12 protein-coding genes and 1 tRNA gene are annotated in these 14,663 nt (G+C 70.4%); 6 read left to right on the top strand and 7 right to left on the bottom strand.

Annotation, left to right across the window (positions count from 1 at the left end; all coding sequences use genetic code 11):
• Positions 1–12: 12 nt before the first annotated feature.
• The 6 genes from P2T65_RS11940 to tsaD form a co-directional block, all read right to left on the bottom strand.
• The gene (locus tag P2T65_RS11940) at positions 13–1,419 is read right to left on the bottom strand and encodes an adenylate/guanylate cyclase domain-containing protein (protein WP_063188101.1); all 1,407 of its coding nucleotides are present in this window, start codon (positions 1,417–1,419) and stop codon (positions 13–15) included.
• Positions 1,420–1,478: 59 nt separating this feature from the next.
• Entirely contained in the window at positions 1,479–2,255 is a 777-nt protein-coding gene (locus P2T65_RS11945; protein ID WP_063188103.1) for a glutamine amidotransferase, read from the bottom strand.
• The gene (locus P2T65_RS11950) at positions 2,255–2,749 is read right to left on the bottom strand and encodes a TerB family tellurite resistance protein (protein ID WP_157672340.1); all 495 of its coding nucleotides are present in this window, start codon (positions 2,747–2,749) and stop codon (positions 2,255–2,257) included. Before P2T65_RS11950 ends, P2T65_RS11945 begins: the two co-directional genes overlap by 1 nt.
• Positions 2,750–2,815: 66 nt before the next feature.
• Positions 2,816–3,229, bottom strand: coding sequence for an EVE domain-containing protein (locus P2T65_RS11955; protein ID WP_055459825.1), 414 nt, complete (start codon positions 3,227–3,229; stop codon positions 2,816–2,818).
• A 16-nt stretch (positions 3,230–3,245) separates the two neighbouring features.
• Entirely contained in the window at positions 3,246–4,244 is a 999-nt protein-coding gene (locus P2T65_RS11960; RefSeq protein ID WP_063188109.1) for an NAD(P)H-dependent glycerol-3-phosphate dehydrogenase, read from the bottom strand.
• Positions 4,241–5,281 (bottom strand): tRNA (adenosine(37)-N6)-threonylcarbamoyltransferase complex transferase subunit TsaD, encoded by a 1,041-nt coding sequence (gene tsaD / locus P2T65_RS11965; RefSeq protein ID WP_063188111.1) that lies wholly within the window; start codon positions 5,279–5,281, stop codon positions 4,241–4,243. The genes P2T65_RS11960 and tsaD overlap by 4 nt, the downstream gene beginning before the upstream one ends.
• Before the next feature lie 213 nt (positions 5,282–5,494).
• Here tsaD and hemC point away from each other — a divergent pair, with 213 nt between their 5' ends.
• The 6 genes from hemC (at position 5,495) to acs (ending at position 12,988) form a co-directional block, all read left to right on the top strand.
• Positions 5,495–6,424, top strand: coding sequence for a hydroxymethylbilane synthase (gene hemC, locus P2T65_RS11970; protein ID WP_276199846.1), 930 nt, complete (start codon positions 5,495–5,497; stop codon positions 6,422–6,424).
• Between the two features lie 2 nt (positions 6,425–6,426).
• On the top strand, positions 6,427–7,146 hold the full coding sequence (locus P2T65_RS11975) for a uroporphyrinogen-III synthase (RefSeq protein WP_071923151.1): 720 nt from the start codon (positions 6,427–6,429) through the stop codon (positions 7,144–7,146).
• Positions 7,147–7,260: 114 nt separating this feature from the next.
• Positions 7,261–8,577, top strand: a complete 1,317-nt coding sequence (locus tag P2T65_RS11980) for a hypothetical protein (protein WP_276199847.1) — start codon at positions 7,261–7,263, stop codon at positions 8,575–8,577.
• Between the two features lie 10 nt (positions 8,578–8,587).
• Positions 8,588–10,444: a heme biosynthesis HemY N-terminal domain-containing protein gene (locus tag P2T65_RS11985; protein ID WP_276199848.1), complete on the top strand. Its 1,857-nt coding sequence runs from the start codon at positions 8,588–8,590 to the stop codon at positions 10,442–10,444.
• Positions 10,445–10,542: 98 nt separating this feature from the next.
• A tRNA-Thr gene (locus P2T65_RS11990) sits at positions 10,543–10,618 on the top strand.
• Between the two features lie 420 nt (positions 10,619–11,038).
• Positions 11,039–12,988 carry an acetate--CoA ligase gene (gene acs / locus P2T65_RS11995; protein WP_055459818.1) on the top strand — a complete coding sequence of 650 codons (1,950 nt, stop codon included), beginning with the start codon at positions 11,039–11,041 and terminating at the stop codon, positions 12,986–12,988.
• Between the two features lie 64 nt (positions 12,989–13,052).
• On the opposite strand, the gene purH is transcribed toward acs, so the two are convergent.
• The gene (gene purH / locus P2T65_RS12000) at positions 13,053–14,645 is read right to left on the bottom strand and encodes a bifunctional phosphoribosylaminoimidazolecarboxamide formyltransferase/IMP cyclohydrolase (RefSeq protein WP_071923154.1); all 1,593 of its coding nucleotides are present in this window, start codon (positions 14,643–14,645) and stop codon (positions 13,053–13,055) included.
• Between the last annotated feature and the right edge of the window lie 18 nt (positions 14,646–14,663).

Raw genomic sequence — 14,663 nt, forward strand, 5'->3', positions numbered from 1 at the left:
CCCGCGGCCGGGTCACGGAATCTCGTACAGGGTGACCTCGTCGTCGATGCCGCGCAAGGCGCGTCGTCGCGCCAGCGGCGTCAGGCCGGTGCGGGCGAGCAGGCTCGACACTTCCGGCCGCTCGACGACGGAGCCCGTGGCGTAGATCGCCGGCGATTCGGCGAGGCCCTGCACGCGCGAGGCGATGTTCACCGTCTGGCCGAAATAGTCCTGCCGCTCGTTGAGGCTGACGGCCAGACAGGGACCCTCGTGCAGACCGATCTTCAGCACCAGGTCCTCGCTGCCGTGGGCGGCGTTGAGGCTGCGCATGGCCTCGCGCATGCGTAGCGCGGCGGCGACAGCCCGTTCCGGCGTCGGGAAGGTCGCCATCACCGCATCGCCGATGGTCTTGACGATGGCGCCTGCTTCCGCCGCCACGATGTCGCCGAGCACCCGGAAGTGCTCGCGCACGAGGTCGAAGGCGGCCAGGTCGCCCACGCGCTCGTAGAGCCGGGTCGATCCCTTGAGGTCGGTGAAGAGGAAGGTGAGGCTGGTGATTTTCAGCCGCTGGTCGACGTTGAGCGTCTCCGTCCGATAGATGTCGCGGAAGGTCTGGTTGCTGAGGAGCCGCTTGGCGGTGAGGAACGGCCGGCGCCGGCCGATGAGCGTGTGCAGCGCCTCGCCCGCGATGAAGAGGCCGGGCAGGACGCGCCGGCCGGTGCGGTTCTCGAGCGTCAGGCGCAGCGGGCCGGGCTGCAGGCGAACCGTCTCGTTCGGTGCATGCACGGCGTCGATGACAAGGGAGAGGGAGCGCCGCTCGCGCGTCTCCTCGCTGTCGGCGTCGATGAACTGCACGGAATGGGTGACGGGGTCGAAGACGATAATGAAGCCCCGCGGCAGCTGAAGTGACAGGAGGGCCTTCTCGCCGGGTGGCAATTCGATGGCCTCGATGATGATCTCGTCGAGTTGCGCCTCGATTTCGTCCGGCAGGTCTACCCCCGAGCTCCAGAAGATCTGGCGAAAATATTCGTGCATCGGCAGCCGGTCCGGCTCATGCGCCGCGATCTGCCGCACGCGGGGGTTCACCGTGAAGGTCACCTCCACCATCTCGTCGAGGGTCGGCTCGTAGCCTGCGGCGCACAGCGTGCAGCTATAGGAGGAGCGGTCGAGGGTGCCGAGTGTCGCATTGGCGTCGAGCACGCCGCCGCACCCCGGGCACAGCACGTTCCACGACAGGTCGAACAGGCCGAGATGGGCGGCATGGAGGAAGGCGGCGATGGCAGCTTCCTCGTCGAGACCCTCGCGCGCCGCGAAGGCGAGCACGTTGATGCGGTTGAGCGCGCGGTCGGCGCCATGCCGGACAACGCGCTCGATTGCCATGGCCGCCGCAGGATCAGCGGTCTGACGCAGGAGTGAGAAGAGCGCTTCCGTCTCGGCCATCGGACGGTGCTCCGCATGTACAATTTAATAAGTATACCATGAAGCGACCGTTGCGGCTTTCAGATCGCTGGGGCGCAGGCGCTCCCCGGTTCCGCGACTGGTTGTGATCGGGCCTGTGGGGTGCCGGCGGCGAGCCAGTGGTCGAGAAACGCATCGAGCCAAAGGGCGACGTCGGGGTCGTACATGAAGCGCCCGCGGTGGTGCAGGTGCGCGGCTTGGGCGCCCGGCAGGCCTAGCCTTTCGCTGGCGCGCGTCGTCCAGCGATAGATCATGGCGTGCGTCACCTCGGGATGGAACTGCAGGCCGAAGGCGGCGGGTCCGACGCGGAAGGCCTGGTTCGGAAAATCCGCGCCTTCGGCGAGAAGTTCGCCGCCGGGCGGACAGTCGAGCCCCTCCCGATGCCACTGGTAGACGTGCGACGGCCATGGCGCGCCCGTCTCGCTGGCGAAGCGTCGCCCCGTCGCCGTCGGCTTGAGCGGATAATAGCCGATCTCGGCAAGGCCCGAGGGATGCGGATCGATCCGCCCGCCGAGGTGTTTCGCCAGCATCTGCGCGCCGAGGCAGAGGCCGAGCAGCGGCTTTTTCTCATCGAGCGCGACGCCGATCCAGTCGATCTCGCGCTTCACCCAGTCATCGGGGTCGTTGGCGCTCATGGGCCCGCCGAAGACGACGGCGCCGGCATGCAGTGCGAGCGTCTGCGGCAAGGGATCGCCGAAGCGCGGCCGGCGGATGTCGAGCGGGTGGCCACGCTCCACAAGGAGCCGGCCAACCCGGCCGGGCGTCGAATGTTCCTGGTGCAGGACGATGAGAACGGGCAGCGGGGTCGCCGCACCCATCAGACCCCTCCGTCGACGTCCGTCAGCGCGCTCTGACGCAGCGCCTCGGCCTCGCGCTCGCTCAGCCCGAGCCGGCGGGCGGAGCGCCACAGGAGGTCGTCCTCGAGTTCGGCGACGTGACCGTCGATCTTCGCGAGTTCCCAGGCGGCGGCCATCAGCTCGCGGCGCCCGTCCGGCGGCAGCAGGCGCTTCAGGTCCTCGAAGGCGTCGTCCACGTCCTCGCGCGAGCCCTCGGCCACGATGGCAGCCTCGATGATCCGGAGCGCCTCGCGCGGCGAGAGGCGGAAGCGGCGTCCGACGAGGTCGGCGAGCCTGGCGCGTTCCTCTCCCGTCAGGCGCCCGTCGCCTCCGGCGATGTGCACGAGGACGATGGCAAGCGACAGGAGGGTGTCGGGGGTCGGGTCCCGATCTTCGCGCGGCGGCACGGCCTGGTGCCGGGGCAGGCGTTCGAAGAGCCGGGCGATGCTGGCGATGAGGCGGACGGGACGAGTCATGGACATAGGAACGATTTCAGACTGGCATCCTGTCCGATCGGACGGCGGCGCTCAACCCCGCCTTCTTCACAATCCGCCCATCCTGCAGATGATGTCCCATTCGGGGTCGCTCACCGGCTGTACCGACAGGCGCGAATTGTTGACGAGCACCATATCCGCGAGCGCGGGCGTATTCTTGATCTCGTCGAGCGTCACCGGCCGCGGCAGCGCCTTCACCGCCTTGATGTCGACCATGCCGAAGCGACCGCTCGCATCGGTGTGGTCGGGATAGTACTCCTTGATCACCTCGACGATGCCGACAATCGCCTTGCCCTCGTTGGAGTGGTAGAAGAAGCCGGTCTCGCCCTTCTTCATCGCCATCATGTTGAGCTTGGCGGAATGGTTGCGCACGCCGTTCCAGAACGTGCCCTTCTCGCCTTCCGCGACCTGTTGGTCCCAGGACCAGGTGGCCGGTTCCGATTTGAACAGCCAGTGCGCCATGACCTCTCCCCGTTCGTCAGATGATCTCGTGCTCGGCGCGGATCGGCCGGTTGAGCAGCGCGCCGATCGCCGCTTCCACGGAAACCTCCCCAGCGACGATTGCAGCGACAGCCTCTGAGATCGGCATCTCCACCCCGTGCCGGCCGGCCATCGCCACGAGTGCCGCGGCGGTGAAGGCGCCTTCCGCCAGCTTGCCGCCAGAGGCTTCGGAAAGCGGCACGCCGCGCCCCAGCGCCTCGCCGAAGGCGAAGTTGCGCGATTTCGCAGAGCCGCAGGTGAGCACGAGGTCGCCGAGCCCGGACAGCCCCATCAGCGTCTCGGGACGGGCGCCGAGGGCGCGGGCGAAGCGCATCAGCTCGGCGAAGCCCCGTGCCACCATGGCGGCCCGGGCGCTCTCGCCGAGGCCGCAGCCCATGACGATGCCGCAGGCGATGGCGAGCACGTTCTTGGCTGCACCGCCGATCTCGACCCCGCGCACGTCGGTGCCGTGATAGATGCGGAATGTAGGGCTCGTCAGCGTCGCGGCGAGGCTGCGCGCGGTCTCCTCCTGCGCGCAGGCCAGCACCACGGCGGTCGGCAGGCCCCGCACCACGTCCTCGGCGAAGCTCGGGCCCGACAGGACGGCGGGCACCGCCGCCGGCAGCTCCTCGCCGACGACATCGCTCATGAAGCGGCTCGACGTGCGCTCGATGCCCTTGGCGCAGATGACAACGGGTGTGCCCGGGGCGAGCCGGTGCGCGAGCGCCCGGGCTGCCTCGCGCAGGGCCTGTGCCGGCACGACGAGGAGCAGCGCCCGCGCGGCCGTCGTTGCGCCGAGGTCGGCGGTGACGGTGATCGCGGCATGGAGCGGCGCGCCGGGCAGGAAGCGCATGTTCTCCCGGGCCGCCTGCATCGTGCCGGCGTGCTCGGGATCGCGCGCGACGAGGGTGACGAAGCGTCCGGCCTGGGCCGCCGCGTTGGCGAGGGCCGTGCCCCACGCGCCGGCTCCGACGATGACGACAGGATCGGTCATCATGCCGCGGAGGCCGCCTCGAGCGGCCAGCGGGCGCGGGCGGGGGCGGTGAGGTCGTCGGTGAGGCCGAGCCGCAGGCGCTCGAGCCCCGCCCAGGCGATCATCGCGCCGTTATCCGTGCACAGGGCCGGCGGCGGCGTGACGAGGGGCAGGCCGGCCTCGGAGGCAAGCCGCGTCAGGCCGCGGCGGATCGCCTGGTTGGCGGCAACGCCACCGGCGACGACGAGCGCGGTCGGGTGCCCCGCCTTCTGCCGGAAGGCACGTAGGCCCATGCGCACCCGGTCGGCGACGACGTCGACCACGGCCGCCTGGAAGGAGGCGCAGAGATCGGCAACGTCCCGTGCCGAGAGCGGGGCGATGCGCTCGGCCTCGATGCGCACGGCGGTCTTGAGGCCGGAGAGCGAGAAATCCGGGTCCGGCCGGCCGGCCAGCGGCCGTGGCAAGGCGAAGCGCGCCGGGTCGCCGTGGAGCGCCTGGCGTTCCACCTCCGGCCCGCCGGGATAGGGCAGGCCGAGCATCTTCGCCGTCTTGTCGAAGGCCTCGCCGATGGCGTCGTCGATCGTGGTGCCAAGGCGCACATAGTCGCCGACGCCACGCACCGCGAGCAATTGCGTATGCCCGCCCGAGGCGAGCAGCAGCAGATAGGGAAAGGCGACGCCGTCGGTCATTCGTGCCGTCAGCGCGTGCGCCTCGAGGTGGTTGACGGCGATAAAAGGCTTGCCGGAGACGAGGGCGAGAGCCTTGCCGGTGGTGAGGCCGACGATGACACCGCCGATAAGGCCGGGGCCGGCGGCGGCGGCGACGGCATCGATGTCCTTCAGCGTCACGTCGGCCGCCTTCAGCGCCCGCGCCACCAGCCGGTCGATGACCTCGACATGGGCGCGCGCCGCAATCTCCGGCACCACGCCGCCATAGGCGGCATGTTCCGTGATCTGGCTGAGGATCTCGTTCGACAGGATGACGCCGCGCCCGTCGCCGGCAAGGCCGACGACGGCGGCCGCCGTTTCATCACAGGTGGTCTCGATGCCAAGAACGCGCATGATTCGCTGGGTTCTGAAGGGGCTGCGATCGGTCGCGGTTCGCAAAAGCGCCGCTTCCCCCTATAGAGCATGGCGTAAAGCCGTGGGAACCGGTTTTTCGCCGCAGCAGGGTGGTAGGGCATGCGATAGTGAGGTGCGGGAGCGGCTCTGCGGCCTCCCGCCTGCACGAATCGCCCGCCGGCCGCGGGGCCGTAATTGGAGTTGGACGGAACCATGATCGCATCGACCGGCGCACCTGTCATCGGCACGCGCGGCAGCCCGCTCGCCCTGGCCCAAGCGCGGCAGGTGCAGGCGCTCCTCGCCGGAGCGCTTGGCTGCCCAGCCGAGGCGGTCGCGCTCTCGGTCATCAAGACGACGGGCGACATGATCCAGGACCGGGCGCTGTCGGAGGCCGGCGGCAAGGGTCTGTTCACGAAGGAGCTCGACAGCGCGCTCCTCGACGGGCGCATCGCCCTTGCCGTCCATTCCGCCAAGGATCTGCCGACCGTCCTGCCGAAAGGGCTCGTCATCGCGGGTTTTCTCGCCCGCGAGGATGTGCGCGACGTTCTCATCAGCCGCGGTGCGCGCAGCATCGCCGAGCTGCCGCGCGGCGCCGTGGTCGGCAGCGCCTCGCTGCGCCGGCAGGCGCAGGTGCGGCGCCTGCGGCCCGATGTCTCGGTCACGCTGCTGCGCGGCAATGTCGGCACTCGCCTCGCCAAGGTCGAGAGCGGCGAGATCGACGCGACCTTGCTGGCCCTCGCCGGGCTGCGGCGGCTCGGCCTCGCCGACAAGGCGACCGCCGTGCTCGATACGGAGGATTTCCTGCCCGCCATCGGCCAGGGCGCCATCGCCATCGTGACGCGCGCCGACGACCTTGCCCTGCGCGAGATGCTGATGCGTTTCACCGATCCCGCGACAGGTGTGGCGCTGGAGGTCGAGCGAGCCTTCCTGCGCGTGCTCGACGGCTCGTGCCGCACGCCCATTGCGGGTCTGGCGCGAGTGCAGGGGGCCAGTCTCTCCTTCCGCGGCATGCTGCTGGCGCCCGATGGCAGCGACTGGGTGGCCGTCGAGCGGAGCGGCCCGGTCGCCGAGGCACTCGGTCTCGGAGAGGATGCGGGGCGCGAGGTGGTGGCCCGCGCGCGCCCGGCGCTCCTGGGAAAGTAGACATGGCGGGCGTCCTCGTCCTGCGGCCGGAAACGGCGGCGCGCCGGACGGCGCAGCGCCTTGGCGAGCGCGGCCATGCGGTCGTCATCGCTCCGCTCCTGACCATCCATTCCACGGATGAGCCGCGCCCGGCGGGAGCCTTCGACGGTGTCGTCGTCACCAGCCCCAACACCTTCGAAGCTTTGGGCGAGGGGGATGTCGCGGCACTCGCCGCGCTGCCTCTCCTTGCGGTCGGCGAGCGCACGGGCGAGGTGGCGCGCGAGGCCGGCTTTGCGGCCGTCATGGCGGCGGCGGGCGACCGCATCGCCCTCGCGGCGCTCGCCCCGTCGGTCTTCCCCGCAGGCGCGCGGCTTCTCCTCGTCCTCGGCCGCGATCACAAGGCCGATACGCCCGCTCTTCTCGCCGCCGCCGGCTTTGCGGTCGTGCCCTGGATCGCCTATGTCGCCGAGGCGGAGGAATCGCTGCCGCCGGCCGCAGTGGTGGCGCTTGGCGGCGGCAAAGTCACGGTCGCGCTGCATTATTCCCGCCGAAGCGCAGCCCTGGCGCTCAATCTCGCCGAGCGGGCCGGCTGCGGCGAGGCATTCCGTGCCCTGCGACACCTGTGCCTGTCGGAGGATGTTGCCGCGCCACTCAGGGCCGCTGGTATCCGGCGGGTCGCGGCCGCGGCCGCTCCGCACGAGGAAGCCTTGCTGGCTTTGCTGCCGGCACATGGCGACAGATGACGCGCAGCCTGCGGGCTCGCCATGGACGGGCGGCTGATGTTAAGAGCTTGAGGGTTCATCATGGCCTGCCCGGGAGCACCGGCGGTGCCGAGGAAATGATGGAGAGAGGTCTGCATGAGCGACGAGAAGCCGACGGGCCGGACGTCCCGGACAGCCCGCACGAAGGCGGAGCGCGCCGCGCAGACGACCGACCGCGCCATGACCGAGGCCACCGCGCTGCCTTCCGCCGATGGCGCGGCTGCAGAGGCGGCCACCACCCCCCGGACGGTTTCTGCGGGCGAGGACGCACCCGCCGTCGCGCAGCCGGCCGCACAAGTCCCACCTGGCGACATGCCGGCCGCCGAGGATGTGCCCGGCGGAGACGAGAGGCTTCAAGGCAAGGAACGCCTCGGGGATGCGCCGGCTGACGAGGCGCCCGTCGACACCACCGCTCATGGCGTACGGCCCGCCGAACCGGCTGCGGCGCCCCGCCAGGGCCTCCAAAGTTCGCTCCTCGTGGCGGCTGCCGTCGGCGGCATCGTCGGCGCCGCCGCAGCCATACTGCTGCCGGTGCTCGTCGGTCCGGCCAACGACACCGCGGCGCGCCTTGCCGTCGTCGAGCGCAGCCTCGCCAATGTCGTCGGCCGTGAGGATCTCGAGGCGCTCGAGGCGCGCATGACCTCCGCCTCCCGCGAGGACGACGGCCTGACGGCGCGCATCAACGGCCTCGCCAACGAGATCGAGGGGCTGCGGTCCGTCGAGGGCGCGTCGCCGGCGGAGCTTCGCGCGATCCGCGACGAGCTGAGCCGACGTGTCGACGCGGTCGAAGGGGCCGTGCGCAGCCTCGATCCGGGCGTCATCAGCGACGTCTCGCGCCGGCTGGAGGCCCTGGGCGCCCGGCTCGACGCCGCCGAAAGGCAGATCGCCGACGGCGCTGCCGAGCCGATCGGCAATGCCGCGGGCCGGCTCGCCGTGGCGGAGCTATTGCTGACCGCGATCCGCTCCGGCCAGCCCTTCGAGAAGGAGATTGCGGTGCTCGAGCGCCTCGGCACGCCGGCAGAGCTGCTGTCCCCGCTCCAGCCGCAGGCGGGGGCCGGCTTGCCGACCACCGAGAGCCTGCGTCCAGGCCTGCGCGAAGGTCTGGCTCGGGCGGCCGAAACCGAGCGCCGCAGCCGTCCGGAGGGCAGCCTCTGGGAGCGTCTGAGCGACAGTGCAGCCGGCCTCGTGCGGGTCGAGCGCGTCGGCAGCGGGGAGCAGCCGGCCGACGCCGTCGATGCGGCGCTCGCCCGCGGCGACGCGGCGGCGGCGCTCGCGGCTTGGGAGCGGCTGTCGCCGGCCGAGCAGCAGGCGACGCGTGATTGGGTCGCGGCGCTGAGGGCCCGCGCGGAAGCGGAGCAGGCGGCGCTCGCCGTGCGTCGTTCGGCCGTCGACGCCTTCGGCGGCAACGGGTGAGGGCGCAGCCATGATTCGCGTTCTCGTCTTCCTCGTCCTTCTCGCCTTCGTCGCGCTCGGCGCCGCCTGGCTTGCCGACCATCCGGGGGAGGTGGTGCTCACCTGGCAGGATTATCGCATCAGCACCCCGCTCAGCGTCGCCGTGGCGGCGCTCATCGGTATCGTCACCGCGCTTGTCATCGTGTGGAGCGTGGTGCGCTTCGTCTTCAAGCTGCCGGACCTCGTCACCATCGCCTCGCGCGCCCGCCGCCGGGCGCGCGGCTTTGCCGCCGTGTCGCGCGGCATGGTAGCCGTCGGCTCGGGCGATCCCGCCGCCGCGCGCCGACACGCGGGCGATGCCGAGCGCTGGCTCGGCCGCGAGCCGCTGACGCTGCTGCTCAAGGCCCAGGCCGCCCAGATCTCCGGCGATCGGGCAGGCGCCGAGGCCGCTTTCAACGACATGCTCGACGAGCCCGAGACGCGGGTGCTCGGCCTGCGCGGCCTGTTCGTCGAGGCGCGACGCAAGGGCGATCTCGTCGCCGCCCGGGCCCATGCGGCCAAGGCGGCGGAGCTTGCGCCGAGTGTCGGCTGGGCCAACGAGGCGGTGCTCGAATTCCAATCCGCCGAACGCGACTGGCGCGGGGCGCTCATGACCCTCGAGCGGCGCGCCGCGCTGCGGCTCATCGACCGCGCCGAGGCGCGCCGCCAGCGCGCCGTGCTCCTGACGGCCGATGCCATCGACCGGGCGGAGAAGGACCCCGACGCCGCGCTCACCGCTGTGCGCGAGGCCGTCAAGCTCGCGCCCGATCTCGTGCCCGCCGCCGTGCTGGCCGGCCGCCTTCTCGCCCGCGCCGGCAAATACCGCAAGGCGGCCAGGATCCTCGAGGCGGCCTGGGTGCGGCTGCCGCATCCTGATATCGCCGCGGCCTATGTCGAGATCCGCTCCGGCGATTCGGCGCGTGATCGGCTCGCCCGCGCCGAGACGCTGGCGCGGCTGGCATCGGATTCCGCCGAATCGCGGCTGATGCTGGCCCGGGCCGCGCTCGACGCGCGCGAATTCGCCCGCGCCCGCGAGGCGCTGGCCCCGCTCATCGCCGAGCGTCCTACGCTGCGCACCTGCGTGCTGATGGCCGACATAGAGGAGGCCGAGCACGGCGAGACGGGGGCCGTACGCGCCTGGCTGGCCCGTGCCTCGCGCGCGCCGCGCGATCCCGCCTGGCTCGCCGACGGCGTCATCTCCGACACCTGGTCGCCGGTCTCGCCGGTCAGCGGCCGGCTCGACGCCTTCGTCTGGGGAACGCCGAGCGAGCAGATCGCCGCCCAGCATCGCGAGGCGCAGGAGACGCACCGGGCCGACGCCGTCATCGGCGACGTCGACGAGCGCCATGCAGCCGAGGCGCTGCCTGAAATCGTGCCGCCAGCGCGGGAAGGGCCCTCCCGTGAGCTTCCCGCAACGGCTGCCGAGGCCCGGCCGCCTTCCCGGGCTGCGGGGCCTGATGCGCGTTCCGAGCCTGAACCGGTGACCGTGGTTGAACCGGCAGATAAATCGCCGCAGCCGGCTGCGCCAGCTCCTCCACCGGAGACCGGCGAGCCCGCCGCGCCTGAACGGGCACAGGCATCGGCCGCCCCTCCCGTCCCGCCAGAGGAAAAGCCGTCGCCCGCGCCGGCTGCTCCCGTGCCGCAATATGTGACCGAGGCGGCGAAGGCATCGGCGCGACGCGGTATATCGGAGACGGCGGCACCTGCGCAGCCCGCCGAGAACGCCACGCCCCGTCGCGCACGGCGGGCGAGCCCGGTCATCTTCCCGGTCAGCCGTCCGCCCGATGATCCCGGGCCGGTGACCGGGGAGGACGAGGCCGGCCCCGTGCGCCGCACCATCGTGACCTGACCGCGGCTGCTCGTGCACAGGCCTCGCGCGGCCGCTGGCTCGGAATCGCGCGAGGCACTTGCCAAGGCGGGGTGATTGACGCTAGAAGGCGCGCGCGTGCCGCGGTAGCTCAGCTGGTAGAGCAACGCATTCGTAATGCGTGGGTCGGGGGTTCGAATCCCTTCCGCGGCACCATTCCTGCTTCGCGCCAGCCCACCACGCAGATTTGTCCGTCTTCGCCGAGCGAAGCGGGATGCCACGGAGCCTTGCCGGAGGGGCCCTTGAGGCGTGAAGGGCAACCGCTCCTCCCCGTCATGCCCGCGCTTGTCGCGGGCATCCACACCTCGCCGTTGCGCAAGGCTGAAAGGCGCGCATCGCCGGAACAAGTCCGGCCATGACCCGCGAGGATGCCCCGGCACGCGCCTCTGGTGAAGCCTTCTCCCAACGTCGAAGAGACGAAAGTGTGACCCTTGGCGCCTTGCCGGTGCCGGTCGCCCTTCGCATAATGCCGCCCGATCAATCGCTTCAAGGCCGCTATCCGTCCGGATGGCGGGCCGGAGGCTGCGTTTGGACCGGTGCCGACTGAAGGCCCGGCCGAGGTTTCGGGAGGACGTCATGCAGGAGAAGGTCTACGAGGTGCCGGCCGATTGGGCGAAGCGCGCCTACGTGGATGAGGCTCGCTACAACGAGATGTACGAGGCCTCGATTCGGGATCCCGAAGCGTTCTGGGACGAGCACGGCCGGCGCATCGACTGGTTCACGCCCTACGAGAAGGTCAAGAATGTCTCCTACGCGCCGGGCGAGGTCTCCATCCGCTGGTTCGAGGATGGCGTAACGAACGTCGCCTACAACTGCATCGACCGGCATCTGGAGACGCGCGGCGACCAGACGGCCATCATCTGGGAGGGCGATGATCCCTCCGAATCCCGCCTCATCACCTATCGCGAGCTGCACGACGAGGTCTGCCGCTTCGCCAACGTGCTGCGCAACCGCGGCGTCGAGAAGGGCGACCGCGTCACCATCTACATGCCGATGATCCCCGAGGCGGCCTTCGCCATGCTGGCCTGCGCGCGGCTCGGCGCCATCCACTCCGTCGTCTTCGGTGGCTTCTCGCCCGACTCGCTCGCCGGCCGCATCGAGGACTGCGCCTCAAAGGTCGTCATCACGGCGGACGAGGGCCTGCGCGGCGGGCGCAAGGTGCCGCTCAAGGCCAATGTCGACGCAGCCATCGCCAAGGTGGGCGGTGTCGACCACGTCGTCGTCGTACGCCGCACCGGCGCCGATGTCGCCATGGAGCCGGGCCGTGACGTCTGGTACCATGAGGCGGCAGCACTGGTGACGAGCGAGTGCCCCTGCGAGCCGATGGAGGCGGAGGATCCGCTCTTCATCCTCTACACCTCGGGTTCCACCGGCAAGCCCAAGGGCGTGCTGCATACCACGGGCGGCTATCTGGTCTATGCGTCGATGACGCATCAGTACGTCTTCGACTATCACGACGGCGACATTTTCTGGTGCACGGCCGACGTCGGCTGGGTGACCGGGCACAGCTACATCCTCTACGGCCCGCTCGCCAATGGCGCGACGACCCTTATGTTCGAGGGCGTGCCGAACTATCCGGACAATTCCCGCTTCTGGCGCGTGATCGACAAGCACCAGGTCAACATCTTCTACACCGCCCCCACCGCCATCCGCGCCTTGATGCAGGCCGGGGACGAGCCGGTGAAGAAGACCTCACGCACCTCGCTGCGCCTGCTCGGCTCAGTCGGCGAGCCGATCAATCCGGAGGCCTGGGAGTGGTACTATCGCGTGGTCGGGGACGGGCGCTGCCCCATCGTCGACACCTGGTGGCAGACCGAGACTGGCGGCATCCTGATTTCGCCACTGCCAGGCGCCATTGCGTTGAAGCCCGGCTCCGCCACGCGGCCGTTCTTCGGCATCAGGCCCGAGATCGTCGACGCCGAGGGTAAGGTGCTGGAGGGCGCGACCGAGGGCAATCTGTGCATCGCCGATTCCTGGCCGGGCCAGATGCGCACGGTTTACGGCGACCACCAGCGCTTCATGGACACCTACTTCTCCACCTATCCCGGCAAGTATTTCACCGGTGACGGCTGCCGGCGCGACGCCGATGGCTATTACTGGATCACCGGCCGCGTCGACGACGTCATCAACGTCTCCGGCCATCGCATGGGCACGGCCGAGGTCGAATCGGCGCTGGTCGCCCACGCCAAGGTGTCGGAAGCGGCCGTTGTCGGCTATCCGCACGACATCAAGGGCCAAGGCATCTACGCCTACGTGACGCTGATGGCAGGCGTGGAGCCGACGGAAGAGCTGCGCAAGGAGCTCGTCCAGTGGGTCCGCAAGGAGATCGGCCCGATCGCGTCGCCCGACCTCGTGCAGTTCGCGCCCAACCTGCCGAAGACCCGCTCGGGCAAGATCATGCGCCGTATCCTGCGCAAGATCGCCGAGGACGAGTTCTCCAACCTCGGCGACACCTCGACACTGGCCGACCCGTCCGTGGTGGACGATCTCATCCACAATAGGCAGAACAAGCGCGTGCCGGCCTGAGGCCGTCGGGGAAGAAGTCACCACCCCTCCCCCCTTTTTGTGGGGAGAGGGGTGGTTCGCAGCATCAGTGCCGGAAGTGGCGGTGGCCGGTAAAAACCATGGCGAGGCCTGCCTCGTCGGCCGCTTTGATCACCTCGTCGTCGCGCATGGACCCGCCAGGCTGGATGACGGCCGTGGCGCCGGCCTCGGCTGCGGCGAGTAGCCCGTCGGCAAAGGGAAAGAAGGCGTCGGAGGCGACGACCGAGCCCTTGGCCAGCGTCTCGGGAAGACCCGCCGTCTTCGCCGCTTCCGCCGCTTTCCAGGCCGCGATGCGCGAGGAATCGACGCGGCTCATCTGGCCGGCGCCGATGCCCACCGTGGCGCCGCCCTTGGCATAGACGATGGCGTTCGACTTGACGTGCTTGGCAACACGGAAGGCGAACTTGAGGTCCGCGAGTTCGGCCGCCGTCGGGGCGCGCTTCGTCACCACCTTGAGACTCATGTCGTCGATGACGGCGCTGTCGCGCGCCTGGGCGAGGAAGCCGCCAGCGACCGTGCGCAGGGCAAGCCCGCCGGCGCGCGGGTCGGGCAGGCCGCCGGTCACGAGCAGGCGCAGGTTCTTCTTCGCCGCGACGATGGCAACCGCCTCCTCGCTCGCCTCGGGGGCGATGATCACCTCGGTGAAGATCTCGACGATCTTCCTCGCCGCCTCCGCATCGAGCCGGCGGTTGAGGGCGACGATGCCGCCGAAGGCCGAAACGGGATCGCAGGCGAGTGCCTTCTCGTAGGCGTCGAGGAGGCTCGATCCCTCAGCGACGCCGCACGGGTTCGCGTGCTTGACGATGACGACGGCGGCGGTGCGGGCCGGGTCGAACTCGGCCACGCACTCGAAGGCGGCGTCGGTGTCGTTGATGTTGTTGTAGGAGAGCTGCTTGCCCTGCAGCTGGCGCGCCGTGGAGACGCCGGGGCGCTGCTCCGGCGTGCGGTAGAAGGCGGCCCACTGATGGGGATTCTCGCCATAGCGCATCGGCTCGGCCAGCGCGCCGCCGAGCGCCCGGAAGGCTGGCGCCGTCTCGCCGAGCTGCCCGGCGAGCCAGTTGGAGATGGCAGCATCATAGGCGGCGGTGCGCGCGTAGGCCTTCTGCGCCAGGCGCCGCCGCAGCGTCAGAGTCGTCGCGCCGTCATGCGCCTCGAGATCGGTCAGCACGGCGGCATAGTCGTCGGGCTCGACGACCACGGCGACGTCGTCGTGGTTCTTGGCGGCGGCGCGGATCATGGCCGGGCCGCCGACGTCGATGTTCTCGATGCAGTCGTCATAGGCGGCGCCCTTCGCCACCGTCGCCTCGAACGGATAGAGGTTGACGACGAGCAGGTCGATGGGTCCGATGCCGTGGGCGAGCATGGCCGCCTGGTGCTCGGGATTGGCGCGGACGGCGAGGAGCCCGCCGTGTACGGCCGGGTGCAACGTCTTGACGCGCCCGTCCATCATCTCGGGGAAGCCTGTCACGTCCGAGACATCAGCCACGGTGAGGCCGGCGTCGACGAGCGTCTTGCGCGTGCCCCCGGTCGAGACGAGGGCGATGCCCCGGGCCGCGAGCGCGGCGGCGAATTCGACGAGGCCCGTCTTGTCGGAGACGGACAGGAGGGCGCGGGTGACGCGCCTGACTTCACTCGGCATTACGCGATGTCCTTCGGC

It is taken from the genome of Chelatococcus sp. XZ-Ab1 (genome assembly GCF_029309855.1).
Classification (GTDB): Bacteria; Pseudomonadota; Alphaproteobacteria; order Rhizobiales; family Beijerinckiaceae; genus Chelatococcus_A; species Chelatococcus_A sambhunathii.

Bases quoted from the DNA above. Each gene is read 5' to 3' on its own strand.
- P2T65_RS11940 (WP_063188101.1), bottom strand. From the start codon at position 1,419: ATGGCCGAGACGGAAGCGCTCTTCTCACTCCTGCGTCAGACCGCTGAT.
- P2T65_RS11945 (WP_063188103.1), bottom strand. From the start codon at position 2,255: ATGGGTGCGGCGACCCCGCTGCCCGTTCTCATCGTCCTGCACCAGGAA.
- P2T65_RS11950 (WP_157672340.1), bottom strand. From the start codon at position 2,749: ATGACTCGTCCCGTCCGCCTCATCGCCAGCATCGCCCGGCTCTTCGAA.
- P2T65_RS11955 (WP_055459825.1), bottom strand. From the start codon at position 3,229: ATGGCGCACTGGCTGTTCAAATCGGAACCGGCCACCTGGTCCTGGGAC.
- P2T65_RS11960 (WP_063188109.1), bottom strand. From the start codon at position 4,244: ATGATGACCGATCCTGTCGTCATCGTCGGAGCCGGCGCGTGGGGCACG.
- tsaD (WP_063188111.1), bottom strand. From the start codon at position 5,281: ATGCGCGTTCTTGGCATCGAGACCACCTGTGATGAAACGGCGGCCGCC.
- hemC (WP_276199846.1), top strand. From the start codon at position 5,495: ATGATCGCATCGACCGGCGCACCTGTCATCGGCACGCGCGGCAGCCCG.
- P2T65_RS11975 (WP_071923151.1), top strand. From the start codon at position 6,427: ATGGCGGGCGTCCTCGTCCTGCGGCCGGAAACGGCGGCGCGCCGGACG.
- P2T65_RS11980 (WP_276199847.1), top strand. From the start codon at position 7,261: ATGAGCGACGAGAAGCCGACGGGCCGGACGTCCCGGACAGCCCGCACG.
- P2T65_RS11985 (WP_276199848.1), top strand. From the start codon at position 8,588: ATGATTCGCGTTCTCGTCTTCCTCGTCCTTCTCGCCTTCGTCGCGCTC.
- acs (WP_055459818.1), top strand. From the start codon at position 11,039: ATGCAGGAGAAGGTCTACGAGGTGCCGGCCGATTGGGCGAAGCGCGCC.
- purH (WP_071923154.1), bottom strand. From the start codon at position 14,645: ATGCCGAGTGAAGTCAGGCGCGTCACCCGCGCCCTCCTGTCCGTCTCC.